The organism is Ensifer sp. VA4 (assembly GCF_055710065.1).
Genome location: NZ_JBVQPO010000002.1, coordinates 212472 through 233868, shown reverse-complemented (window position 1 = coordinate 233868; position 21397 = coordinate 212472). Strand labels below are relative to the sequence as shown.

Sequence of the window (21397 nt, the reverse complement as noted above, 5' to 3'; positions counted from 1 at the left end):
CGCTTGTCAGGTCACGCCGGCGTAGCGGCCGGGCCGGTGGTTGATCGCCAGCGTCATGTTGACGACGGCAGCGCCCACGACCGAAAGCACGAGGTTTGCCGGCGGCAGCACGAAGTAGGCGGCGGCGAGGATGGCGAGATCGACCGCGAGCTGGAAATAGCCGGCACGGACGCCGAATTTTTCCTGGAGATAGATCGCCACGATGTTGATGCCGCCAAGCCCGGTGCGGTGGCGGAAGAGGATCAGCAGACCCGTGCCCATCAGTCCGCCGCCGACGACCGCCGCGTAGATGGGGTCGAGCCGGGCGATCTCCACCCAACCGGTCGTCAGCCGCGAAAACAGCGACACCAGGCTGACGGCGAGGAAGGTGCGCAGCGCAAACATCCAGCCGAGCCGTTTGACCGCCAGGACGTAGAAGGGCAGGTTGACGAGGGAGAAGACCAGCCAGAACTCGGCCCCGGTCGCATATTGCAAAAGCAGCGCCAGCCCCGACGTGCTGCCCGTCAACAGCATCGCCTTGCTGTAGATGATGACGCCGAGCGATATGATCAGCGTGCCCGTCAAGATCGCCAGCGCATCCTCGTAGAGGCGGTGGCGTTCTACCGGGGCTTCGGAGACGTCGATGCTGCGCTCGGCCATCTGATCCTCAGAGATTCCTGAACTTGGTGATGACGTCTTCGACTTCCGCCGTCTTCAGGCCGGCGATGTTGATGCGGCCGGAGCCGGGCATATAGATGCCGTGCTCGTTTCGGAGCCGCATGACGTCGGCCTCGGTGAGCGGCAGCAGCGAGAACATGCCCTCCTGGCTGGCGACGGCACCGAGTGCCTGCCAGCGGTCGCGCAGGCCTTCGGCAAGCGCCCGGCGGATGTTGGTGATGCGCAGCCGCATGGTTTCGAGTTCTTCCTTCCAATCGCGTGCGAGATCGGCGTCGGAAAGGATCATACGCACGATCGCCGCACCATGATCCGGCGGCATCGAGTAGCTGGTGCGGGCGAGGCCGGCGAGGTTGGAGCGGACCGTATCGGCCGAGGAGGACGAGGTCGTCACTGCGAAGATCGCGCCGGCGCGTTCGCGATAAAGGCCGAAGGACTTGGAGCAGGAAACGGCGACCAGCGCTTCGGGCACGACGCCGATCAGGTGGCGAAGGCCGGCGACATCCTCGTCGAGTCCGCGGCCGAAGCCCTGATAGGCGAGGTCGACGAGCGGCAGCAGACCGCGCTCGGCAATGACGGCGGCAAGCTCCATCCACTGTGCCTCGGTGATGACGCCGCCCGTCGGGTTGTGGCAGCTCGCATGCAGGAGAACAGCATCGCCGGCGGCAGCGCCCTGCAGCGCCGTCATCATGTTGTCGAAGAGCACCGTCTGCGACGGCACGTCGAAGAACGGGTAGCCGGCGGGTTCAAGGCCGGCCGTCTTGAAAATGCTCGCATGGTTGGGCCAACTCGGCAGGCCGATCCAGATGCGCCTGCCGCCCATCTGGTGGATGAGGTCGGCCGCGAGCCTCAGCGCGCCGGAACCACCCGGCGTCTGCACGCCGGCAATGTGGCTGCGATCGACGGTGTCGCCGCCGACCAGCGTCCACAGATGATCGATGAAGACGAGGTCGCCCTCAGGGCCGACATAGGCCTTGCTGTCCTGGGTTTCGAGGAGCCGTTTTTCCGCGGCCTTGACGGCGCGGAAGATCGGCGTATGGCCGGTTTCGTCGCGGTAGACGCCGACGCCGAGATCGACCTTTCCGGGGCGTTCGTCGTTGCGATAGAGCCCGATCAGGGCAAGCAACGGATCATCGGGTTGGCGGGTCAGTGCGTCGAACATGCCGGAATTCCCCCTTGGCGTGGCAGCGATTGCATTTGTCTGTCGAAAAGCCAGCCGGCCGCCGTTCCTCCGGCTGCCCTGCGACTTCCTTCTTAGGTCAGGATCAGCGCAAAATCGATGCGATTTTTGCCATGGAGACAATGTTGACATCGTGCGATTTGCGCAAAATCCTGCATTTCATTTGCTGATTTGCGCATGCGAGGTTCAAACGTGATCGAGAAGGTATCGCTGGAGCTGGATCAGGTCGATCGGCGGATCATTCGTCTGCTGGTCGAGGATGCGTCGTTGACCAACAACGAGCTCGCGGCCAGGGTCGGGCTCTCGCCGGCGCCGCTGTCGCGTCGCCTCGCCAGGCTCTATGCGGCCGGCGTCATCCGCCAGACGGTCGTGGTCGATCCGAAGGCGGCCGGCATCGGTTTCCAGGCCTTTGTCGAGGTGACGCTGGAACGCACAGCAAGCAAGGTCGGCCATCGCTTCATCGAGTTGATCTCACGCATGCCGGAGGTGGTGGAGTGCCACACCGTCGCCGGCGACTTCGACTTTCTCCTGAAGATCGCCGTGCGCGATGTCGCGGATTACAAGCGTCTGCTCTGGAGCGAGTTCGAGCAGATTGCCGAGATCAAGACGCTGCGCTCGACCATACTTCTCGACAGCCCGAAGATGTCAGCCGCCACCTTGGGTGACGGCCGCTGAATAAGCGACCCGGGACGGCCTCGCGCTTTGCCGGATGTCTCCTAGGCCTCGAGCGGGCCCGGCTTGCGCACGGCACCTGAAGGCGCGTCGCAGGCGATCTTCATCAGGTCCGAGTGTCGGCGTGCAAGGCGGGTCGAGACGCGGGTGACGATCAGCCCGTCCTGCGGCGCGCGCACGTCGAGCGCGCCGTCGGCTCGGCCGGGACGGGTGAGAATGGTCGCGAGCAGGTCCCCGGCCTTGACGGTTTCGCCGATGTCGCGATGGAACAGGATGGCGCCTGCCTGCGGTGCGCGGATCATCTCGATATTGTCGAGCGGCGCGACGATGCCGGCGAAGGGTGCGATCGCCTCCTCGTCACCGTTTACGACGCCACGGGCGACGAGGAAGCGGAAGACACCCTCGGCATCCTTGCGGGAAAGTTCCGGATAGACGTCACGCGTGCCGCGAAGCTCGACGGTGACCGACAGGCGTCCGGGAAGGCGCGCCTTCTTCTGCCCGGTTTCATATTTCCAGGCATAGGCGACAGCCTCCTCGAAGGCGGAGCTTTCGCCATCCGAAAGGAAGATCGCCTCCATGTCGAGCGCGGAGGCGAGGTCTCCCGCCTCCGGCCAGAAGGCATCGTCGATATAGGCGTATTGCAGCGCCTCGTCGTCGCAGTGAAGGTCGAGCATCAAGTCGGCGCCGAGCGCCATGTGCAGCAACTGGCGTTTCAGTCGATCGGTGGCTGAATGGCGGTCGAGATCATCGATGAGGCTGTCGCGGTCGGCCAGCGAGATTAGCGGAAAATCGCGGTTGAAATTGGTGCGCGATCCCAAATCGAAGCGGCCCTGCAGCTCGCCGAAATGCGACTGCGCGGTGCCGATCGGGTTCGCCTGTGGCACGACGGTGATGTCGCCGAGGATGGCGCCGTCCTTGTCCGCCTGCTGCAGCCTTTGCAGAAGGAAATGCGCCAGCGCCGTGCCCGGCAGCTCGTTGGCGTGCAATGCCGCCTGGATATAGGTCTTGGGTGCAGCAGCGCTCCGCCCCTTGAAGCGGAAGACGGGCAGGCGCCATTCGATGCCGGGCGTATCGCCGGCGATGATGATTTCGGAAATGTCCATGGGCTCCTCCCGTATCGTTATGCTGGTGGCGCTTATCGGCATTCCGACAGTGCTCCGCAAGTCGCTAAGAACTGGGGTGCGGCAACGGATTTCGCCGTAATCGCTCTGGCCTTGATATCCGGAGAATGCCTATTGTTCTTGGAAAACGTCAGCACAAGCAGAAGGCGGCAAAATGATCTTGATCGGCCAATATGACTCCCCGTTCGTACGGCGCGTGGGCATCGCCCTCAGTCTCTACGGCATTGCGTTCGAACACCGCCCCTGGTCGTCCTTCGGCAATGCCGACGAGCTTCGGGCCTATAATCCATTGACGCGCGTGCCGACCCTCGTGCTGGACGATGGCCTCGCGCTGACCGACAGCCACATCATCCTCGACTATCTCGATAGCCTTGTTTCCGACGAGGAGGCCCTGTTCCCCCGATACGAGCCGGAGCGACACCGGGCGCTGAGGATCGCTGCGCTCGCCACCGGGTTGGGCGACAAGGCCGTCAGCCTGTTCTACGAGAAACGGCTGCACGGCGAGGTCTCGGCCGTTTGGGTCGACCGCTGCCGCCGTCAGATCGAGGAGACGCTGGGCGTCCTCGAGGCGAGCCGCGCGCAAAGCCAGAGCGAATACTGGTTCTCGCAGCGGATCGGTCATGCGGACATCGCAGTCGCGGCGGTGTTGCGGTTCCTTAAGGACGTGCATTCCGATCTGGTGGCGACCTCGCGCTATCCCCACTTGTACGCCCATGCGGAGAAGCTGGAAGCGCTCCCCGTGTTCCAGACGATCAGTCAGCCCTTCATTCCGCCGGCCTGATGCGGATTGTCGGTCGCGGCAGACGCCCCTCGATCGGGAATGGGGATGCAAGCCGGCGACGCCGAGGTGCTGCTGCGCCGCTCACCTCGGCGGCATCTTCTCGAATTTCGGCAGGGCCGGATCGAGATGGTCCCAGGCATGGCCGCGTATACCGTAGGTCACCGCTTGAGGCTTGTAGCGGCTGGGGTCGTCGAGGCTTGCTGCGCGGATGGTGAAGAACTCCGGCATGGCCGCAAAGGTCATGTAGACGGGCGAGCCGCAGATGGGACAGAAGCCGCGCGTCTTCACATTGCCGCTGTCGGCGACCATGTCCCAGTGCTTGGCTTCGCCTTCGAGCTTCACCCCGTCGCGCCGGAACGTCATATGCGATCCATGCCCGGTCCCGCTCTCATGCTGGCAGTCGCGGCACTGGCAGTCGTTCGAGAAAACCGGTTCTCCGGAAATCTGATAGCGAAGCGCACCGCAGGCGCATCCGCCGATATAGGACGTGCTCATCCATTCCTCCTTACGGCACGGCAAGGCCTGGTGCGTGACCGCGAGGGCGACGCCGACCGTTCTCTTCGCTTGTTTCGGGTTTGTGAGGTGCCGGATCGTCGTGACGCTCGATCCGGCGTCGATGCTAGTTCTGCTCGTCGGTGACGGAGCCGAGGCGCGACAGGACCTTCGGCCAGCCGTTGCTCATGTTGCTGAACGCCGTGTCGTTCTTCGGCGTCACGAAGCCGGAATGCACGAGGCGAAGGCGCGTGCCGTTATCGACCTTCGTGAGTGTCCAGGTGACGACCGTATCGAGGCGGGAGCCGTAGCCGATATTGCCCTCGTCGCCACCTTTCCAGGAATAGGCGAACCGCTCATAGGGGCGCACCTCCAGCACCTGGCAACGGATCGTCCCGTCCCAGGCGCCGGCCGGCGTCGTCTGGAAGGTGAAGTGCGTGCCCTCCACGGCTTCAAAACCTGAAGGCGGCATGATCCAGCGGCCCATCAATTCGCCATTGGTCAACGTCTTCCAGATTGTCTCGGGCGTATGCGGAAACACCTCGTCGAGGACAATGTCTTGCGTCTCGTATTTCAGAACGGCTGCGTCGGTCATGGATCGATCTCCTTGAGAAGCGTGCGCAGATTGGCAAAGCGGTCGCGCCAGAAGCTGCCGTAGTGGCTCATCCAGTCGGCGAGCGGCGCCAGCCCCTCGGGCTCGGCGCGGTAATAGACGTTGCGGCCCTCGGGACGCTCGGCGACCAGACCCGCCTGTTTCAGCGACTTGAGGTGCTGCGAGATTGCGCCCTGCGTCACGCCGCTGCCGCGGGTGAGCTCGACCACGGTGATCTCGTCGGCACTGGCAATGCGCTCGAAGACGGCCCGGCGGGTGGGGTCGGCCAGGGCGCGCATGACGGCAGTGATGGGGGCAGTGTCGATCATCATGCCTAAATCATTAGTGCACACTGATTGATTAGTCAATACTATTTAATTTGGCCGCCAGGCTTGCTTCGGCCGCCTACCCAATCATGGCTGCAAGGGCGTTGGGCTGCACCGTGCCGGAGATGATCGACCTAAGCTGCGGGGCCGGGAAATGAGGGCGCGCCGGTAAGCAACTGTGTTTGCCCACGCGCTTTCGTACGTCAGAGAATGCAAAAAGGGCGCGCCATGGCACGCCCTTCAATGTCTCGCTATCGTGCTGGCGCTGTAACGCGCACCTTCACTCCCACTCGATCGTGCCTGGCGGCTTCGAGGTTACGTCGTAGACGACGCGGTTGATGCCACGGACCTCGTTGATGATGCGTGTTGCCGCGCGGCCGAGGAATTCCATGTCGTAGTGGTAGAAGTCCGCCGTCATGCCGTCGACCGAGGTGACGGCGCGAAGCGCGCAGACGAACTCGTAGGTTCGTCCGTCGCCCATGACGCCGACGGTCTGCACCGGCAAGAGCACGGCGAAGGCCTGCCAGATGGCGTCGTAGAGGCCGGCCTTGCGGATCTCGTCGAGATAGATCGCGTCCGCTTCGCGCAGGATCTCGAGCTTCTCGCGGGTGATGCCGCCCGGGCAGCGGATGGCAAGGCCCGGCCCCGGGAAGGGGTGGCGGCCGATGAAGCTGTCGGGCAGGCCGAGCTCGCGGCCGAGCACGCGCACTTCGTCCTTGAAGAGTTCGCGCAGCGGCTCGACGAGCTGCATGTTCATGCGTTCCGGCAAGCCGCCGACATTGTGGTGCGACTTGATCGTCACCGACGGGCCGCCGGTGAATGAGACGCTTTCGATCACATCGGGGTAGAGCGTGCCCTGGGCGAGGAAGTCTGCGCCGCCGAGCTTCTTTGCCTGTTCCTCGAACACTTCGATGAACAGGCGGCCGATGATCTTGCGCTTGGTTTCGGGGTCGCTGACGCCTTCGAGCTCGCCGATGAAGCGGTCGGACGCGTCGATGTGCAGGAGGTGGAGGTTGTAGTGCTCCTCGAACATCGCAACGACGTTCTTCGCCTCGTCCTTGCGCATCAGGCCGTGGTCGACGAGGATGCAGGTGAGCTGGTCGCCGACGGCCTCATGGATGAGGAGTGCCGCGACCGAGCTGTCGACGCCGCCGGAAAGCGCGCAGATGACCTTCTTGTCACCGACCTGCTTGCGGATCGCCTCGACCGCCTTGGCGCGGTAGGCCGACATCGACCAGTCGCCCTTGATGCCGGCGATCTTGTGCACGAAGTTCGAAATCAACTTGGCGCCATCGGGCGTGTGCACCACTTCCGGGTGGAACTGCACGGCGTAATACTTGCGCTTCGCGTCGGCGATGAAGGCGAAGGGCGCGTTGGCCGATGTCGCCACGACCTCGAAGCCTTCGGGGATCGCGGTGACGCGGTCGCCATGCGACATCCAGACCTGGTGGCGCGAGCCGACTGACCAGAGGCCCTCGAACAGCGGGCAGTCCTTTTCGACTTCCAGGAAGGCGCGGCCGAATTCGCGGTGGTGGCCGCTCTCGACCTTGCCGCCGAGTTGGGCGCACATGGTCTGCTGGCCGTAGCAGATGCCGAAGACCGGCAGGCCGGAATCGAAGATCACCTGGGGCGCGCGCGGCGAGCCGATCTCGAGCGTCGAGGCCGGGCTGCCGGAAAGGATGACGGCCTTCGGCTTCAGCTGGCGGAAGCCTTCTTCCGCCGACTGGAACGGCACGATTTCACAATAGACACCGGATTCGCGCACGCGCCGGGCGATGAGCTGCGTCACCTGGCTGCCGAAGTCGACGATGAGGACGGTGTCGGGATGGGCTGTCTGGGTCATTTGGGGCCTTCAAACAAGCTTGATCATGGCGAGCCTTTAATGAAAGCCCGCCATCAGCGCAACGATTCAATTGCACCCCGACAATTCCGGGGTTTCAGAGCAGGATGAGCGTCTAGAGCCGGATCTCGCCGGTCGAAACCGCATTCTCCAACCGGTCGATCACATCAGCAAGCTTCTCGTCGATAATGTGAAGATATTCCGTCCAGTCGCTAACGTGCTTGAGCTCAGCCTTGCCGTCGGAAATACCGCGAAGCGCAACCAGTGGAACCCCGAAGGATTGGCAGGCGCGCAGGACCGCAAAGGTCTCCATCTCAACCATGTCGGCATCGATCGCCCCATAGGCAGCACCCGAGACGATGTTGGCGCCGGTCGAAAGCCGCGCCTCCGGCAGGCCGGGAATCTTGAGCGGCAGCGGCACTATCGCCGGCAGGTCGAGAAACGGCGTCGTACCCTTCTCGAAACCGAGCGGCGAGGCATCCATGTCGCGGTAGCCGACCGAGACCGCCTGGTAGACTTCCGTCTGTTCGAGCTTGGCGGAACCGGCAGAGCCGAGCGAAACGACGAGATCAGGCAGTGCACGCTCCGCGGCGAGTTCGGCAAGCGTCCGCGTCAGCGTGACGGCCGCCTCGACCGGGCCGACACCGGTCATCAGCGGCTTGATCCGCTCCTTGAGGTGTGGCCCGTATTCGGCATCCACGGCCATGACGTAGAGGATCCTGCGTCCGGCGACGTCCTTGACGGCAAAACTCATCCTTCGATCCCCTCGCGTCCCCGCACCACCATCATCGTTCCCGTCATCGACGCGATCAGCTTTGCCGGCCCGTCCGCGCGGATCGCGTAGCCGCGCCCGTCGGAAACAATGATCGTCGATCCGGGCTTGGTCACTTCGCCGCGGAACAGAAAGCGCTCGCCGCGCCCCGGCGAAAGCAGGTTGACCTTGAACTCGATCGTCAGAATCGAGGCATCGGGGTCGATCACCGAATAGGCCGCATAGGTGCCGGCCGAATCCAGCGCCGCGGAGATCACGCCCGCATGCAGGAAGCCATGCTGCTGCGTCAGCTTCTCGTCGAACGGCAGCTCGATCTCGATCGTACCCTGCTCGATTAGCGTCAGTTCTGCGCCGATCGTGCGCATCGCCGCCTGCCGTGCGAAGCTCTCGCGAATGCGCTTTCGGAAATCGGGGGGATCACGGTCGTCCATCAATGAGAAAGGCCCTGCAAAATGTCTACGGGCCTACCGGCCCCGGTCGGCGGACAGTCGCACGGCCTTCCCTGGACGACAAGACGGAAAGACGGAAGAGGCCGCGGCCTTGGACAGTGTTTGCGCCCGCTCGTGAAAAATCCTCGCCAGTCCCGTTCGTGCCGTTTTTAAGCCCGCTTGTCGCCCCTATATCTCCTTCATGAACAGCTTCCGCCGCATAGAAATTCGCCCGGCCGTTCCGGACGACATCATGATGATCGCTTCTGTCATCGTCGAGACCTGGCGAACGACGTTTCGCGGCCTGATCGCCGATCAGTTTCTCGATGCCATGACGATCGAGCAGCAGGCGCTGCGCCACGCCAGGCGAATGCGCGTTGCCGGGGTCTTCCATCTGGTGGCGGTCGATATGAACGCAGACAAGGTGATCGGCTTTGCGAACTACGGCAAGGCGCGCTCCATGCCGCCGCGCTTCGACCGGGAGCTCTACGCCCTCTACATTCTCGAAGAGTTCCAGCGCGCCGGCATCGGTTCGGCGCTGGTGCGAAGCGTCGCGGCGCACAGCCGCGAAATGGGGGGCTCTTCGCTGTTCGCCTGGGTGCTGTCGACCAACCCGAACCGATCCTTCTACGAGCGCCTGGGCGCAGTACCGGTCGCCCAGGGACAGGTCGCGCTCGGCGCCGAGACGCATGAGCAAGTCGCCTATCGCTGGAATGATTTGGCGCGGCTCTCGGGTGCGGCGGATCTCGCCGCCTAGAGAATTCCGCAAGTGGAAACGCTGGAAGCGGAAAGATGGCCCGGACAGGTGTTAGGCGACCTTTGCGCTTCCAGACGCGCGGCGCTGTCGTCTCTTTCGGTCTACGTCAAGCGGACGATGTGCTGGTCCCAGGCGACGCGGCTTTGCTGCCGCTTGAAGTGGCCATCATAGGAGGAGACGGCAAAACCGTGATCGGCGGCGGCAACCCCTGCTGCATCGACGACGCGCTCCTCCTTCAGCACCGCTCCGGTCTGGGCATCGAGCGTCACGGCCACGTTGCCCTTGGGCGAGGTCAGGCCGATCAACCCCTCATGCCGGTTGACCGCGATCGCGCCGACATAATTTGCCAGCGCTTCCGTCGTGTGCTCGGGCAGCGACAGGAACTGGAGATCCTCCCCCTTGGAAAAATGCCCGACGAGCGGCGGCAGGTCGTTGCGCGCGCCTTCGTATTGGCAGGCAAACCAGATTTCGCCCTTCGGGCCGATATCGACATGGCGGGTCGATAGCCGGCTGAGGTCATCAGGCAGTCGGTGTTTCTGCACCAGCGCTCCGGTTCGCGTGTCGACCAGCGTCAGGCTCGGCTCCATGTGGTCGAGATTGAGCTTGGTGCGGCCAAAATCCGGGTGCGTCTCGATGCCGCCATTGGCGATCGCCAGCAGGCGTCCGTCGGCAGCAAGCGTCATGTCATGCGGGCCGATGCCATAGGTCGGGACCTCGCCGATGCGGGCAAAGTTGTCGGTGCCGTCATAAATGCCGACCATGCCGCGATTGGCGGCAAAGTCGTTCTCGGTGGCATAGAGCAGCCTGCCATCCGCCGAAAAGCAACCGTGGCCGTAGAAATGCCGGCCCTCCGCCGCGGCGATGACCACCGGTTCCGCCGTGCCGTCGGTCGCAAGGATCATGGCATAGGTGCCGGGTCGGCGGGCAAAGGCGACCGCCCGGCGGCTGACGGGCGAATAGGCCATGCCATGCGCCCGGGCCGGCAGCGCGGTGCGCTCGATGATTTCGCCCGTTTCCGTCAGCGTCGCGACGCCGTAGCTTCCATCGGGCGCCATGAAGGCGGAGGCGAAGACGGCATCCGCCCGTGCCAGGGCGAAAGCCTGCTCGGGCGCAAGGCTCGATACCCAGGCTGAACCCGCCATTTTCAGGAAACTGCGCCGGTCGATCAGGCCCGTGGCGGCTCTCATGCCATCCTCGCTCGTCGTGCAAATCCGCAGCCCTCAACGGAGGCGCCGCTCAGGGCTGCGATATAGCGGGTTATGCGCTCAGAGCCAGCCCCGGCGCTTGAAGTAGAAATAGGGCACGATTGCCGAGATCACCATCAGCATCAATGCCGCAGGATAGCCGAACTCCCATTGCAATTCCGGCATCACGCCGAAGTTCATGCCGTAGATCGAGGCGACCAGCGTCGGCGGCAGGAAGACGACGGCGGCAACCGAGAAGATCTTGATGATCTGGTTCTGCTCGAGATTGATCAGGCCGAGCGTCGCGTCGAGCAGGAAGTTGATCTTGTTCGACAGGAACAGCGCGTGATCGCCAAGCGAGGTCGCGTCGCGCTGGATCAGCTTGATCCGCTGCCGGCTTTCCTTTCCAGCCTTGCGCGGCCCCATGCCTTCGAGCGCTACATGATAGGCGACGAGCCGGCCGATGCTGACCAGACTTTCCCGGATCACCGTCAAGAGATCGCCCTTCTGGCCGATCTGCTCGATCAGCGACTGCAGGTCGCGCGTTTTCTTGGTGGCGCTGGCATTGGTCTTGCGGAACACCTCGCGCGAGATCGCGTCGACCTCGCTGCCGGCGCGCTCGAGCGCATCCGCTGTGCGGTCGATGATCGCCTCGAGAAGCCCGAGCATCACCAGTTCGCCGCTCTCACAGATCTGGCCGTTCGCCTTCTGGATGCGGTTGGAAAAGGTCTGGAACGGCTTCGGGTCGGCATGGCGGACCGTGACCAGCGTCGTTCCCTTGAGAATGAAGGTCACCGGCACTTTGACCGGGTAGTCGCTGTCGAGCTTCGCGGTTGCCGTCATCGTCATGAATTCAGCGCCATCCTCCTGGTAGAGCCGGTCGGAAAGCTCGATCTCCTGCATCTCGTCGCGGGTGGGGATCGCGATGCCGAGTTGACCTTCGACGAGGCGCGTTTCCTCGACGGACGGGTTGAAGAGATCGAACCAGATCGCCGGCGTCGGGGAGGCGATGCCATCGAGCATGTCGACGAGCACGAGGTGGCTGTTCTGGCTTTTGTAGATGCGCAGCATTTGGGGCTCCATAGGGCGAGTCATCCGACCGCCATGAAGCCCTGATCAATCAGGACCGGACGGTCGTGAGCGTGAAGGCTCGACTTCGACTGTCGGGGTTCATTGTGAGTTGGTCCTTGTGGTGAATCGTGCCCGCGAAAGCGGACACGAAAAGCGCTTTGCGCCTAAAAGCCGGAATTGTCAACAGCCCGTCCGGGCAACGGTTTTCGTCAGTCGCCGTCGGCAAAGGAGAAGCCGGCGCCAAGCCCGATCGCGCCGCCGAAATCCTTGTTCAAGCGGTCGAGAAGGTCGTTGATGTTGAGCGACAGGAAGGCGAGCTTGGCGCGCTTGTCGTCATCGGCAAGGGCCGCGTCGATCGGTCCATCGATGTTCCCGGCCATGCCGATCACCGACTTGAACACGAAGTCGGCCGAGCCGGCGACGGAGCGGCTGTCTTCCGGCAGCAGGCTTTGCATGTCGGCAACGTCGAACAGCGTCTTGAGGCCACGGACATTCCCGGCGATCGAGGCCATGGTGTTGCCGGAGCGCCAGTAGATCGCAAGCTTCGGGTGGCCCTTGTCGTCCTTGCCTTCGTAGAACGGTTTCAGCCGCTGGTCCTTCACCGTCTCGACTCCGTGGACGAGAATGCCGAGCAGTTCGGTGGCCGCCTCGCGGCTGTCGCGGAACTCGGGATTGTCGGGGCCCGGATGTTTCCAGGCCGCCTGGATGCCGTCCGGTTTCTGCCACGCCGCCAGGAGCTCGTCGGCGATTGTGTCGAGATTTCCGGTGATCGCCAGGCCGTAGCGGCAGCGGAAATTCTCCTCCTTGCTCGAAAGCGCCTCGGCGCCGGTGCCATAGAGCACGTATTCGAGCGCGCCCAGTCCCTGGGCTGCGACGCTCTTGCCCTTGAGCCTGGCTTCGTCCGTTGCGCCTTCATCCTCTTTCGAAAGGATCGCCTGCACTTGCTTCAGCCCGGTGCTCTTGCGATCGGGGTAGAAGAGGAAGCGTTCGAACCGGTTCTGCTCGAGAGCCGGACCAAGCCTTACCACCTCGATCGCCGACCAGGCGCCGACCAGATCGGAGAACGCTCCCTGTGCGCTCTTGAGTGCTGCTTGCGACGGCGCCTCGCAGAGCTTGGCCGTAGCTTGCCTTGCGGCGGCGGTCTTTTCCGTGAGGTTGCGATAGGCGGGAATGATGAACGCGTCGACGGCCTTGGCCATGACGGTGGGGACGGCGGCCTCGTTGACGACGCGCGGCGAGAGCGCGCTCCCTTCCTGGGCCATTGCCGGCAATGCGGTCGTCAGCGCCAGGGAGAGTGCAAGGGTGAGTGTATGCGTAGCGGACATCAGAGTGACTCCAGGAAGGCAAGGAGATCGCGGCGATCGCTTGCGGCAAGGGCGGCGAAAGCATCGCGGGCCTTCCGCCCCTCGCCGCCATGCCAGAGGATCGCTTCGGTGAGATTGCGGGCGCGTCCGTCGTGCAGCAGGAAGGTGTGCCCGCTGACGGTCTTCGTCAAGCCGATGCCCCAGAGCGGTGGCGTGCGCCACCCGCGGCCGCTGGCGACCCCGACCTGTTGCCCATCCGCAAGCTCCTCGCCCATGTCGTGCAGCAGGAAATCGGAATAGGGCCAGATGAGCTGGAAGGACTGCGCCTTGTTGTCGGCATCGCGGCGGGTGACGAACTTCGGCGTATGGCAGCTCGTGCAGCCGAGATCGTAGAAGACCTTCTTGCCACGGAGCGTCTCGGCAAAGCTCGCCTTTCGCCGCGCCGGCACGGCGAGGTTTCTGGAGTAGAAGGAAACGAGGTCGAGCACCGGGTCCGGAGCTTCTGTCGGTCCGAGACGCGCTTGCTCGCCGGTCGGCATGGCAAGGCATTTTGCCTGCGCCGCGGTGCAGTCGCCGTGCGGCCGGTCGGCGTCGGGGGAGGAGATGCCGATATCGGTGGCGAAAGCGTCGGCGCTCTGTTGCCGCACGGTGGCATTCTGCGCCTTCCAGCCGAAACGGCCGAGCATCGGCTTGCCGGTCCTGGCATCGCGCGTCAGCGCGGGGCGGCCGCTGATCCCGTCGCCATCGGCGTCGTCAGGATCGGCAAGCGCCAGGATATCGGCCTCGTGGATCGCCTCGATCAGGCCGAGCCCGATCATCGGCTGGGCCACGCGCGGCGAGAGCGTCGTCGCCGGATCGAGCGGCCCGTAGGCGAGGTCGGTTACGGAATAGCTCGGTCGGCGCAGCGAAACGGTCTCACCGTCGGGGAAGGTGAAGGGCTCCTCCGTGTAGCTGACCTTCAGATGACCCTCGGCTGCAAGGCCGGGCACGGCGCTATCCTGAAGCTGGGCACCGTAAACCGGATCCGGAAAGTTGCCGACCTCATGTGCTTCGACCAGCCGCCGTTCCTCGTCGTCGCGCGGCGGGCGCGCCAGGCGGAAGAACATCGAAGTCGTATCGGTGGAGCCTTCGGGCGGGCGTCCGCGCCCGTCCTTCAGGTGGCAGCTCTGGCAGGCGCGGGCATTGTAGAGCGGACCGAGCCCGTCGGACGCTTGGGTCGAGGAGGGCGAGGAAACCCAGAGCTTGCGGAAGAGCGCATTGCCGAGCTTGAAGCCCTCTTCCTCCTGGAAGGTGAGATTGGCCGAGAACTGCGAGAAACTGTCGGCATTGACGGGCGCGATCGAGGTCGCTGCACCCCCGGACATCGCCTCGAAGGTCTCCGCCTTGGAGAAATCGTCGGTCGGCCGCGTCACCGCTTCGACGCGGGCGCGGTCCTTGCTGTCGAGATCGGTGCGTTCGGTCGGAAGGCCGTCGCCGGCAAGGGCGGGCAGGGCCGTAGAAAGCGCTTGAACGAGAAGAAGCGCGAAGAGGCCGGGGACGCCAGGTTTCATGACAGGAGTATCGGGGCCGCACCGGTGCCGGAGCGGCCCGCCTTTTCAGCTTATTGGAAGACGGCGTTAGGATTGTCCAGGCTGTCCGAACCTTCAAGCTCGATCGTGCCGAGATCCAGCGACGCAATGACGCGCTGCACCGTCTTCGCCTGGGCGATCAGACCGTCGATCGCCGCCTGAACGGTGGCGTTGCCTTCGGCATTGCCTTCGCCGATCATCTGGTCGTAGGCCTCGGTGGTCTCCGCGCGCTTCGCCATCGCCCGCATCTTCTCGACCGTGGTGGCGAGATTGGCCGTCATTTCCTTGTCGAGAGCCGCATCCTTGGCGGCGACCAGTTCGGAGAGCGACGGGCCCGTCATCTTCGTTCCGTCGACGCGGGTATATTCGCCCGTATAGGCCGACTGGATGCCGATCGAGTCATGAAGGTGGGAGTTGTACGTGTTGTCGGAGAAGCAATCGTGCTCCTCTTCCGGATCATGCAGGAGCAGGCCGAGTTTCATGCGCTCGCCGGCAAGCTCGCCATAGGAGAGCGAGCCCATGCCGGTGAGGATGGCGACGAGACCAGCCTTCGGATCCGCCTCGACGGCCTTGGTGGCAGCACCGTCCGGTGTCCAGTTGGCGACCATTTCCTTGAGGTCGGAAACGAGAAGCTCGGTCGCGGCCTTCAGATAGGCGGCGCGGCGGTCGCAATTGCCGCCGGTGCAGGCCTTGGTGTCGTAGTCCGTATAGGGGCGGTTGCCGGCGCCGGCCTTGGTGCCGTTCAGGTCCTGGCCCCACAGCAGGAATTCGATTGCGTGGTAGCCGGTCGCGACGTTCGCCTCGATGCCGCCGGCTTCCTGCAGCGTGCCGGCCAGGAATTCCGGCGTGATGTTGCTGGCATCGACGTCCTTGCCGTCGATCTTGATCGTCTTGTTGGCGATGACGTTGGCGGTGAAGAGGGCGTTCTCGTCGCTCTCGCTGCCGTAGCTCGGATCGACATAGTCGATCAGGCCCTCGTCGAGCGGCCAGGCATTGACCTTGCCTTCCCACTCGTCGACGATCGCGTTGCCGAAACGGTAGACCTCGGTTTCCTGATAGGGATTGCGGGCCTTGAGCCAGGCGTCGCGGGCTGCCTTCAGCGTTTCTTCGCTCGGCGTTGCGATCAGCGCGTCGACTGCCTTGTCGAGTGCCTCGGCCGTCGTCAGCGCATCTTCGAACTTGGCATGGGCGACAGCGGTGTAGTGCTTCACCACGGCGGCGGCATCGGTGGCGGCATGGGCCGGCTGCAGGGCCAGCGCCGACGTTGCCGTCATCAACGCCAGCGCGGCGCCACGGATGAATTTCTTGGTCATGACCCTCTCCTGTTGCTTCCTTCGGCGCAGCCGAGCGAGCCCGCAGACGCGGGTGTCGTTCAGGCTCGGGCCATGAGAAAGGGCCCCGGCCGGGCCCGCCTCTCATGAACCAAAAGCAAACTTGTGTCAAAGTGTATAGTTTAGAACCTTTTAAATCTGATGCCGTGCGTTCGGCGGCCGGCGAAGGGCTCAGCCCTTGCGTCGCATCAGGCAGAAGAAGAAGCCGTCCGTGCCGGTGGACGCGGGCGTCAGCGTCACCGTCTTCATGTCGGCCGACCAGGGCTGCGGCTTGTCGGTCCCGAAGAGCGTCGCCCAGATGTCGGCGGCCGACCGGATCTCGAATTCCGGATTGTCTTCGCAGAAGCCGTAGACCTGGGCCTCGTTTTCCTCAGGCAGCACCGAGCAGGTGACATAGATGAGGTGGCCACCCGGCCGGACGAACTGGGCGGCACTCGCCAGCGCTTCCTCCTGCTGGGAGATGCGCTCTTCGAGGTTTTTCTGGTTGAGCCGCCACTTGGTGTCCGGCCGCCGGCGCCAGGTGCCGGTGCCGGTGCAGGGCGCATCGACCAGCACGCGGTCGAAGCGGCCGGCGAGCGGCGCCAGGCTTTCGGCGGATTCATGCACCTGGACATTGCGGGTGCCAGCGCGCTTCAGCCGCTCGATGATCGGGGCAAGGCGCTTGCGGTCGGTGTCGTAAGCGTGCACCTGGCCTTTGTTGTTCATCGCCGCCGACATGGCGAGCGTCTTGCCGCCGCCGCCGGCGCAATAGTCGAGCACCTGTTCGCCTTCCTGGGGAAAGGCGAGATCGGCAACGATCTGCGAGCCCTCGTCCTGGACTTCGAACCAACCCTTCTGAAAGGAAAGTTCCGCCGTCACGTTCGGCAGGCGCGAGGCGCCTTCGCCGGCGGGAATGCGAATGCCGTTGCGAGCGATCGTCGCCGGTTCCGCACCGCTGCGCTCCAGCGCTTTCAGCACCTTGGCGCGCGAGGCCTTCAGCGTATTGGCACGCAGGTCGAGCGTCGGCCGGCCGGCGAGCGCCTTGGCTTCATCGAGCCAGTCGTCGGAGAAGTTTTCCTCGAAGGAGGCCTGCGTCCATTCGGGAATGTCGCCCTGGACATAGGCCGGCGCGTCTTCGAGACGCCGCGTCGTGAAGGCCTGCATGCGCTCGGCGGAAGGGGCTTCCGGTGCGAATTTGTCGCCGTCGAGCTCGGCGGCGAGCGCTTCCGGGCTGAAGCCCCATTGGCGGTACATGACGGCATGGCCGAGCGCTGCGGCGCTGTCGCTGTCCATCAGGTAGGCGTGCGAGAGTTTCATGCGAAGGGCGTCGTAGACGATGTTGCCGATCGCGGAGCGGTCGCCGGATCCGGCGAAGCGATGGGAAAGGCCCCAATCCTTGAGCGCGTCGGCGACCGGGCGCTTCCGCTTTTCGATATCCTCAAGAACCTCAATGGCTCCAGCGAGCCTGCCGCCCAAACGCATCTTCGATCAACTCCTTTTTCGCCGTGGTAGCGGCGATGGCATCGAAGAGCAAGACGGCGGAGAAGATTAACCGCCGAGAACGGTCTTTCTCAAGTAAACCCACCCGACGATTGGCCGGACGGCAGTATTTCAAGATCAGGAATTGACGACGCGATAACAGACGCTGGCGGTGCCGGAGCGTACCATGCCGATCTGCGAAGCCGCGGCCTTGGAAAGATCCATGACGCGTCCGCGGATGAACGGCCCACGATCGTTGATGCGAACGATCACGCTCTTGCCGTTGCGTTTGTTGGTGACCTGAACCTTGGTTCCGAATTTCAGGCTGCGGTGGGCGGCGGTCAGGTGTGCCGCATTCATGCGCTCGCCGGAGGCGGTCCTGGAACTCAGCGCATACCAGGATGCGCCGCCGCAGCCGGCGCCGGCTGCATGGCTATCGGAAACGGAAACGAGACCGATAGCGGTCGTGAACAGCGCTGCAGCGGCAGCTGTCTTGATCTTCGCTGGCGTCAAACTGGCGATCCCCTCGGTCAAATGGTTGATTAAAAAACTTCTGAGAACCGCTAATTGGGGCGAAAAATGGCGAAAACGTGCTTCAACCATTTACGTTCTATTAGGAATTATTAAAAAAGGACGAAAATTCAAAAACGAAGATTGTTTGAAATAGTTTAAAAGGGGCCGGGAAGTTCTTTGGAATCAGCGGTTGAACGCTGGCGGCCTTCCGCACGCAGGCGCAACTCAGTGGTAAACGAAAAAATTCATTAAAAATTTCGAATTGGACGAAATTTCCGGATTCCGGATGGTCGAAAATTCGCAACTAGCGCACAGGTTGTATTCACTTCATCAAGTATCGAAGGAATATCCAGAGAATGTCACAATTCTGGCGGCGTTCGTGGCGCCGTTACTGATGAACAGACTATCGGCTTTCTATAAGCATTTCGGGTTATGTTATCGATTGTACGCCGCGTTGCGTTTCAGGCGTTGCGCCACGTGCCGGATTGCCAGAGCTGCGCAAGCGAAACGCGATAATTCGGATACGCGAACGCGAAGCCGGTGGCGCGCATGCGGGCGTTCGATACCCGCTTGTTCTCGCCATAGAAGGAGCGGGCCATCGGCGAGAGTTCCGCCTGTTCAAACGGGATCTCCGGCGGCGGCTCGACGCCCATCAGCCGCGCGGCCTCGGCCACAACGTCCTGCGGCGGTGCCGGCTCATCGTCGGTAATGTTGAAGACGCCGCCCGTACCACTGGTGGCGAGGAACAGGGTGGCAGCACCGATGTCCTCGACGCGGATGCGGTTGAACACCTGTCCCGGCTTGATCAGGCGTCGGGCCGTGCCGTTTGCGAGATTGCAGAAGGCGTTGCGTCCCGGGCCGTAGATGCCCGCAAGTCTCAGCACCGCGACCGGGATGTTCTGCCTGACGCCGAAGGCAATCCAGCCGTCCTCTGCTTCCACCCGCTCGACCGAGCGCGCCGAAACCGGTTTGCGCAGCATGTCCTCGGTGACCCATGCTCCACCATGGTCGCCATAGACGCCGACCGTCGACAGATAGCCGATCCACTTGAGGTTCGGAGCCAGCTGCGCGAGATCCGGGCTGGAAGCGCGGAACATCGGATCGCCGTCGCGGCCGGGCGCGATCGACTGGATCAGATGAGTCGCCTGGCCAAGCGCGGCTGCGAGTTCGTCGGAGACCGTTTCTCCATCGAACAGGATCGGGCGGACGCCGGCCCTTTCAAGCTTCGCCGCCTTCTCCCCGGTGCGGGTGGTGCCGACAACGCTTGTCGCCGTCGGAGCCATCGCCCGCGCGATTGCCGTACCGGAGTAGCCGGCGCCAAGGATCAGGACATGCATCGGCTCACTCCTGCCATCTGCCATTCGTTGAGGACGTCTTCGTCCGTCTCTGGCTCGCATTGTTCGGCAAATTCTGCAAGCGCTGCCGGCGCGACCAATCGTGACAGCGCCCAGACCGCCATCGCCCGCACCACAGGCGAGGGATCATCGATGCGCGCCTTGACCGCAGGCGCAAGCGCCGGATCGCCGGAGTTGCCGGCCGCGATCAGCACGTTGCGCACGAAACGGTCGCGGCCGATGCGCTTGACCGGCGAGCCCGAGAACAGGCTGCGGAAGGCCGGGTCGTCGAGGTCGAGCAAGGCTTCCAGCGACGGCGCCTTCAGATCCTCGCGCGCCTTCAGCTTCATTTCGGAAGCAGCCTGCGCGAACTTGTTCCAGGGACAGGCGGCGAGACAGTCGTCGCAGCCGTAGATGCGGTTGCCCATCAGCGGCCGCAGTTCCGGATCGATCGGCCCCTTGTGCTCGATCGTCAGGTAGGAAATGCAGCGCCGCGCGTCGATCTGATAGGGTGCGGGGAAAGCGCCGGTCGGGCAGGCATCGAGGCAGGCGCGGCAGGAGCCGCAACGGTCGCGCTCCGGCTCGTCGATGATGAGTTCCGCTGTGGTGAACAGGCTGCCGAGAAACAGCCAGGAGCCGAATTCGCGACTGACGAGGTTGGTGTGCTTGCCCTGCCAGCCGAGACCGGCCTTTTCCGAAAGTGGTTTCTCCATTACCGGGGCGGTGTCGACAAAGACCTTGACATCCTCGCCTGCACGCGCGGCAAACCGTGTGGCGACTTCCTTGAGCTTGCCCTTGATGACGTCGTGATAGTCGCGGTTCTGGGCGTAGACCGAGATCGCGCCGCGATCGGTCTTTTGGAGAATTCCGCGCGGATCGTCTTCCGGCCCGTAATTCATCGCGAACATCACGACCGAGCGCACTTCGCTCCAGAGCGTTCGCGGGTCGGAGCGTCGCTCGGCAGTCTCGGCGAGCCAGTCCATCGTGCCGTGGAAGCCGTCGTCGAGGAAGTCCTGCAGCCGAGCCGGCGCCTCGGGAATGGCGTCCGGCCGGGTGATGCGACAGAGATCGAAGCCCTTGTCTGCCGCCTCAGCCTTCAGAAATTCGGTCAGCTTCAGCCGCCGTCGATCCCCACTGTCAGCCTTGGCAGCGATGCCGGGCACGGTTTCAGCCTCAGAAGTCGAGGTCCGCATAATGCGGAACCGGGGTTACGCCGCGCACGCGCTCGGAAAGCAGCGGGCGGAAGGAGGGGCGGGACTTCAGCCGCTGATACCACTCCTTGGCGGTCGGGGCATCCGACCAGTCGATCTCGCCAAGATAATCTAGCACGGACACCGTCGCGGCCGCCGCGAGATCTGCATAGGAGATGCGGTCGCCGGCAAGCCAGGTGCGCGACCCCGCGAGCCAGGAGAGATACTTCATATGCTGGCGGATATTCGCGCGCGAAGTGCGCAGGATCTTGCTGTCGGGCGCACCACCACCCTGGTCCGGCGTCATCTGCAGCTTGAAGATCCGCTCGCGCACCAGCGGCCTGGTGACGTCCGCTTCCATCTTCTGCAGGAACCACTCGACCAGGCGGCGGATTTCCGCGCGCTGGAACGGGTCTTCCGCCAGAAGCCGACGATCCCGCTTCATGATGCCGTTCGTCTCGTCGAGATATTCCGAGATGATCGTGGCGCCACAGAGCGCTCTCATACTGTCGTCAACATACACCGGTAACGTCCCGGCCGGATTCAAGGCCAGGAAGTCGCGCCGGTTCTCCCAGGGCTGCTCCTCCGACAATTCCGTCTGATAGCCATATTCCGAGAGGATAAGGCGGACGAACCGTGAAGCGGCGGACATGGGGTGATGATACAGTGTCGGCATCGATGATCTTGCTTCTCAGAGTCTTTTTGCAGGGGGCGTCAGCTTTTTGCAGGGGGCGTCAGCGTGGCGGCGCAAGCGTCTGGCCACGGCTCCTGTGATAGAGCTATAGAAATTTGTGGTGGCAAACACAAGCGAATCAGCCTTTTTCCTCCC

The 21397-nt window shown here is 63.6% G+C and carries 22 protein-coding genes; 3 read left to right on the top strand and 19 right to left on the bottom strand.

Translation table 11 applies throughout. The features are described from left to right. Positions 1-6: 6 nt before the first annotated feature. Complete coding sequence (locus tag AC0C6X_RS04065; protein WP_472951988.1) at positions 7-639, bottom strand: YitT family protein; 633 nt, start codon at positions 637-639, stop codon at positions 7-9. A gap of 7 nt (positions 640-646) precedes the next feature. Continuing rightward, complete coding sequence (tatA, locus tag AC0C6X_RS04060) at positions 647-1816, bottom strand: tyrosine aminotransferase (protein ID WP_173515249.1); 1170 nt, start codon at positions 1814-1816, stop codon at positions 647-649. A 195-nt stretch (positions 1817-2011) separates the two neighbouring features. Here tatA and AC0C6X_RS04055 point away from each other — a divergent pair, with 195 nt between their 5' ends. Further along, positions 2012-2509: an Lrp/AsnC family transcriptional regulator gene (locus AC0C6X_RS04055; protein WP_472951987.1), complete on the top strand. Its 498-nt coding sequence runs from the start codon at positions 2012-2014 to the stop codon at positions 2507-2509. Positions 2510-2550: 41 nt separating this feature from the next. On the opposite strand, the gene AC0C6X_RS04050 is transcribed toward AC0C6X_RS04055, so the two are convergent. Further along, the gene (locus AC0C6X_RS04050) at positions 2551-3609 is read right to left on the bottom strand and encodes a M14 family metallopeptidase (protein ID WP_472951986.1); all 1059 of its coding nucleotides are present in this window, start codon (positions 3607-3609) and stop codon (positions 2551-2553) included. A gap of 172 nt (positions 3610-3781) precedes the next feature. On the opposite strand from AC0C6X_RS04050, the gene AC0C6X_RS04045 reads away from it, so the two are divergent. Next, entirely contained in the window at positions 3782-4408 is a 627-nt protein-coding gene (locus AC0C6X_RS04045) for a glutathione S-transferase family protein (RefSeq protein ID WP_472951984.1), read from the top strand. Positions 4409-4489: 81 nt separating this feature from the next. On the opposite strand, the gene AC0C6X_RS04040 is transcribed toward AC0C6X_RS04045, so the two are convergent. The 6 genes from AC0C6X_RS04040 to AC0C6X_RS04015 form a co-directional block, all read right to left on the bottom strand. Beyond that, on the bottom strand, positions 4490-4903 hold the full coding sequence (locus AC0C6X_RS04040) for a GFA family protein (RefSeq protein ID WP_173515253.1): 414 nt from the start codon (positions 4901-4903) through the stop codon (positions 4490-4492). Between the two features lie 124 nt (positions 4904-5027). Further along, positions 5028-5495, bottom strand: a complete 468-nt coding sequence (locus tag AC0C6X_RS04035) for an SRPBCC family protein (RefSeq protein WP_173515254.1) — start codon at positions 5493-5495, stop codon at positions 5028-5030. Beyond that, a complete protein-coding gene (locus tag AC0C6X_RS04030) occupies positions 5492-5821 on the bottom strand; it encodes an ArsR/SmtB family transcription factor (RefSeq protein WP_472952114.1) in 330 nt (109 codons plus the stop codon). Before AC0C6X_RS04030 ends, AC0C6X_RS04035 begins: the two co-directional genes overlap by 4 nt. Positions 5822-6098: 277 nt before the next feature. Beyond that, positions 6099-7661 carry a glutamine-hydrolyzing GMP synthase gene (gene guaA / locus AC0C6X_RS04025; RefSeq protein ID WP_472951983.1) on the bottom strand — a complete coding sequence of 521 codons (1563 nt, stop codon included), beginning with the start codon at positions 7659-7661 and terminating at the stop codon, positions 6099-6101. Between the two features lie 112 nt (positions 7662-7773). After that, positions 7774-8412 (bottom strand): 5'-methylthioadenosine/S-adenosylhomocysteine nucleosidase, encoded by a 639-nt coding sequence (locus AC0C6X_RS04020; protein ID WP_247960845.1) that lies wholly within the window; start codon positions 8410-8412, stop codon positions 7774-7776. Beyond that, positions 8409-8861, bottom strand: coding sequence for a PaaI family thioesterase (locus tag AC0C6X_RS04015; protein ID WP_173515258.1), 453 nt, complete (start codon positions 8859-8861; stop codon positions 8409-8411). Before AC0C6X_RS04015 ends, AC0C6X_RS04020 begins: the two co-directional genes overlap by 4 nt. Positions 8862-9060: 199 nt before the next feature. On the opposite strand from AC0C6X_RS04015, the gene AC0C6X_RS04010 reads away from it, so the two are divergent. After that, positions 9061-9615, top strand: a complete 555-nt coding sequence (locus AC0C6X_RS04010) for a GNAT family N-acetyltransferase (RefSeq protein ID WP_173515259.1) — start codon at positions 9061-9063, stop codon at positions 9613-9615. Positions 9616-9716: 101 nt separating this feature from the next. Here AC0C6X_RS04010 and AC0C6X_RS04005 read toward each other — a convergent pair whose 3' ends face one another. From AC0C6X_RS04005 to AC0C6X_RS03960, 10 genes are all read right to left on the bottom strand, one after another. Further along, positions 9717-10802: a DUF1513 domain-containing protein gene (locus AC0C6X_RS04005; protein WP_173515260.1), complete on the bottom strand. Its 1086-nt coding sequence runs from the start codon at positions 10800-10802 to the stop codon at positions 9717-9719. 78 nt (positions 10803-10880) lie between these two features. Continuing rightward, complete coding sequence (locus AC0C6X_RS04000) at positions 10881-11870, bottom strand: magnesium transporter CorA family protein (protein ID WP_173515261.1); 990 nt, start codon at positions 11868-11870, stop codon at positions 10881-10883. A gap of 209 nt (positions 11871-12079) precedes the next feature. Next, positions 12080-13195, bottom strand: a complete 1116-nt coding sequence (locus AC0C6X_RS03995; protein ID WP_472951980.1) for an imelysin family protein — start codon at positions 13193-13195, stop codon at positions 12080-12082. Then, positions 13195-14724, bottom strand: coding sequence for a di-heme oxidoreductase family protein (locus AC0C6X_RS03990; protein ID WP_173515263.1), 1530 nt, complete (start codon positions 14722-14724; stop codon positions 13195-13197). The genes AC0C6X_RS03995 and AC0C6X_RS03990 overlap by 1 nt, the downstream gene beginning before the upstream one ends. Before the next feature lie 50 nt (positions 14725-14774). Next, complete coding sequence (locus AC0C6X_RS03985; RefSeq protein WP_472951979.1) at positions 14775-16055, bottom strand: imelysin family protein; 1281 nt, start codon at positions 16053-16055, stop codon at positions 14775-14777. Between the two features lie 189 nt (positions 16056-16244). Continuing rightward, complete coding sequence (locus AC0C6X_RS03980) at positions 16245-17534, bottom strand: RsmB/NOP family class I SAM-dependent RNA methyltransferase (protein ID WP_173515265.1); 1290 nt, start codon at positions 17532-17534, stop codon at positions 16245-16247. A gap of 135 nt (positions 17535-17669) precedes the next feature. Beyond that, positions 17670-18044: a septal ring lytic transglycosylase RlpA family protein gene (locus AC0C6X_RS03975; RefSeq protein ID WP_173515266.1), complete on the bottom strand. Its 375-nt coding sequence runs from the start codon at positions 18042-18044 to the stop codon at positions 17670-17672. Between the two features lie 461 nt (positions 18045-18505). After that, on the bottom strand, positions 18506-19381 hold the full coding sequence (locus tag AC0C6X_RS03970; RefSeq protein ID WP_472951978.1) for an SDR family oxidoreductase: 876 nt from the start codon (positions 19379-19381) through the stop codon (positions 18506-18508). Next, positions 19369-20571, bottom strand: a complete 1203-nt coding sequence (gene queG, locus AC0C6X_RS03965) for a tRNA epoxyqueuosine(34) reductase QueG (protein WP_472951976.1) — start codon at positions 20569-20571, stop codon at positions 19369-19371. Before queG ends, AC0C6X_RS03970 begins: the two co-directional genes overlap by 13 nt. After that, a complete protein-coding gene (locus AC0C6X_RS03960; protein WP_173515269.1) occupies positions 20552-21244 on the bottom strand; it encodes a glutathione S-transferase family protein in 693 nt (230 codons plus the stop codon). Before AC0C6X_RS03960 ends, queG begins: the two co-directional genes overlap by 20 nt. Between the last annotated feature and the right edge of the window lie 153 nt (positions 21245-21397).

Coding starts and splice junctions, on each gene's coding strand:
- AC0C6X_RS04065 (WP_472951988.1), bottom strand. CDS start 639: ATGGCCGAGCGCAGCATCGACGTCTCCGAAGCCCCGGTAGAACGCCAC.
- tatA (WP_173515249.1), bottom strand. CDS start 1,816: ATGTTCGACGCACTGACCCGCCAACCCGATGATCCGTTGCTTGCCCTG.
- AC0C6X_RS04055 (WP_472951987.1), top strand. CDS start 2,012: ATGCGAGGTTCAAACGTGATCGAGAAGGTATCGCTGGAGCTGGATCAG.
- AC0C6X_RS04050 (WP_472951986.1), bottom strand. CDS start 3,609: ATGGACATTTCCGAAATCATCATCGCCGGCGATACGCCCGGCATCGAA.
- AC0C6X_RS04045 (WP_472951984.1), top strand. CDS start 3,782: ATGATCTTGATCGGCCAATATGACTCCCCGTTCGTACGGCGCGTGGGC.
- AC0C6X_RS04040 (WP_173515253.1), bottom strand. CDS start 4,903: ATGAGCACGTCCTATATCGGCGGATGCGCCTGCGGTGCGCTTCGCTAT.
- AC0C6X_RS04035 (WP_173515254.1), bottom strand. CDS start 5,495: ATGACCGACGCAGCCGTTCTGAAATACGAGACGCAAGACATTGTCCTC.
- AC0C6X_RS04030 (WP_472952114.1), bottom strand. CDS start 5,821: ATGATCGACACTGCCCCCATCACTGCCGTCATGCGCGCCCTGGCCGAC.
- guaA (WP_472951983.1), bottom strand. CDS start 7,661: ATGACCCAGACAGCCCATCCCGACACCGTCCTCATCGTCGACTTCGGC.
- AC0C6X_RS04020 (WP_247960845.1), bottom strand. CDS start 8,412: ATGAGTTTTGCCGTCAAGGACGTCGCCGGACGCAGGATCCTCTACGTC.
- AC0C6X_RS04015 (WP_173515258.1), bottom strand. CDS start 8,861: ATGGACGACCGTGATCCCCCCGATTTCCGAAAGCGCATTCGCGAGAGC.
- AC0C6X_RS04010 (WP_173515259.1), top strand. CDS start 9,061: ATGAACAGCTTCCGCCGCATAGAAATTCGCCCGGCCGTTCCGGACGAC.
- AC0C6X_RS04005 (WP_173515260.1), bottom strand. CDS start 10,802: ATGAGAGCCGCCACGGGCCTGATCGACCGGCGCAGTTTCCTGAAAATG.
- AC0C6X_RS04000 (WP_173515261.1), bottom strand. CDS start 11,870: ATGCTGCGCATCTACAAAAGCCAGAACAGCCACCTCGTGCTCGTCGAC.
- AC0C6X_RS03995 (WP_472951980.1), bottom strand. CDS start 13,195: ATGTCCGCTACGCATACACTCACCCTTGCACTCTCCCTGGCGCTGACG.
- AC0C6X_RS03990 (WP_173515263.1), bottom strand. CDS start 14,724: ATGAAACCTGGCGTCCCCGGCCTCTTCGCGCTTCTTCTCGTTCAAGCG.
- AC0C6X_RS03985 (WP_472951979.1), bottom strand. CDS start 16,055: ATGACCAAGAAATTCATCCGTGGCGCCGCGCTGGCGTTGATGACGGCA.
- AC0C6X_RS03980 (WP_173515265.1), bottom strand. CDS start 17,534: ATGCGTTTGGGCGGCAGGCTCGCTGGAGCCATTGAGGTTCTTGAGGAT.
- AC0C6X_RS03970 (WP_472951978.1), bottom strand. CDS start 19,381: ATGCATGTCCTGATCCTTGGCGCCGGCTACTCCGGTACGGCAATCGCG.
- queG (WP_472951976.1), bottom strand. CDS start 20,571: ATGCGGACCTCGACTTCTGAGGCTGAAACCGTGCCCGGCATCGCTGCC.
- AC0C6X_RS03960 (WP_173515269.1), bottom strand. CDS start 21,244: ATGCCGACACTGTATCATCACCCCATGTCCGCCGCTTCACGGTTCGTC.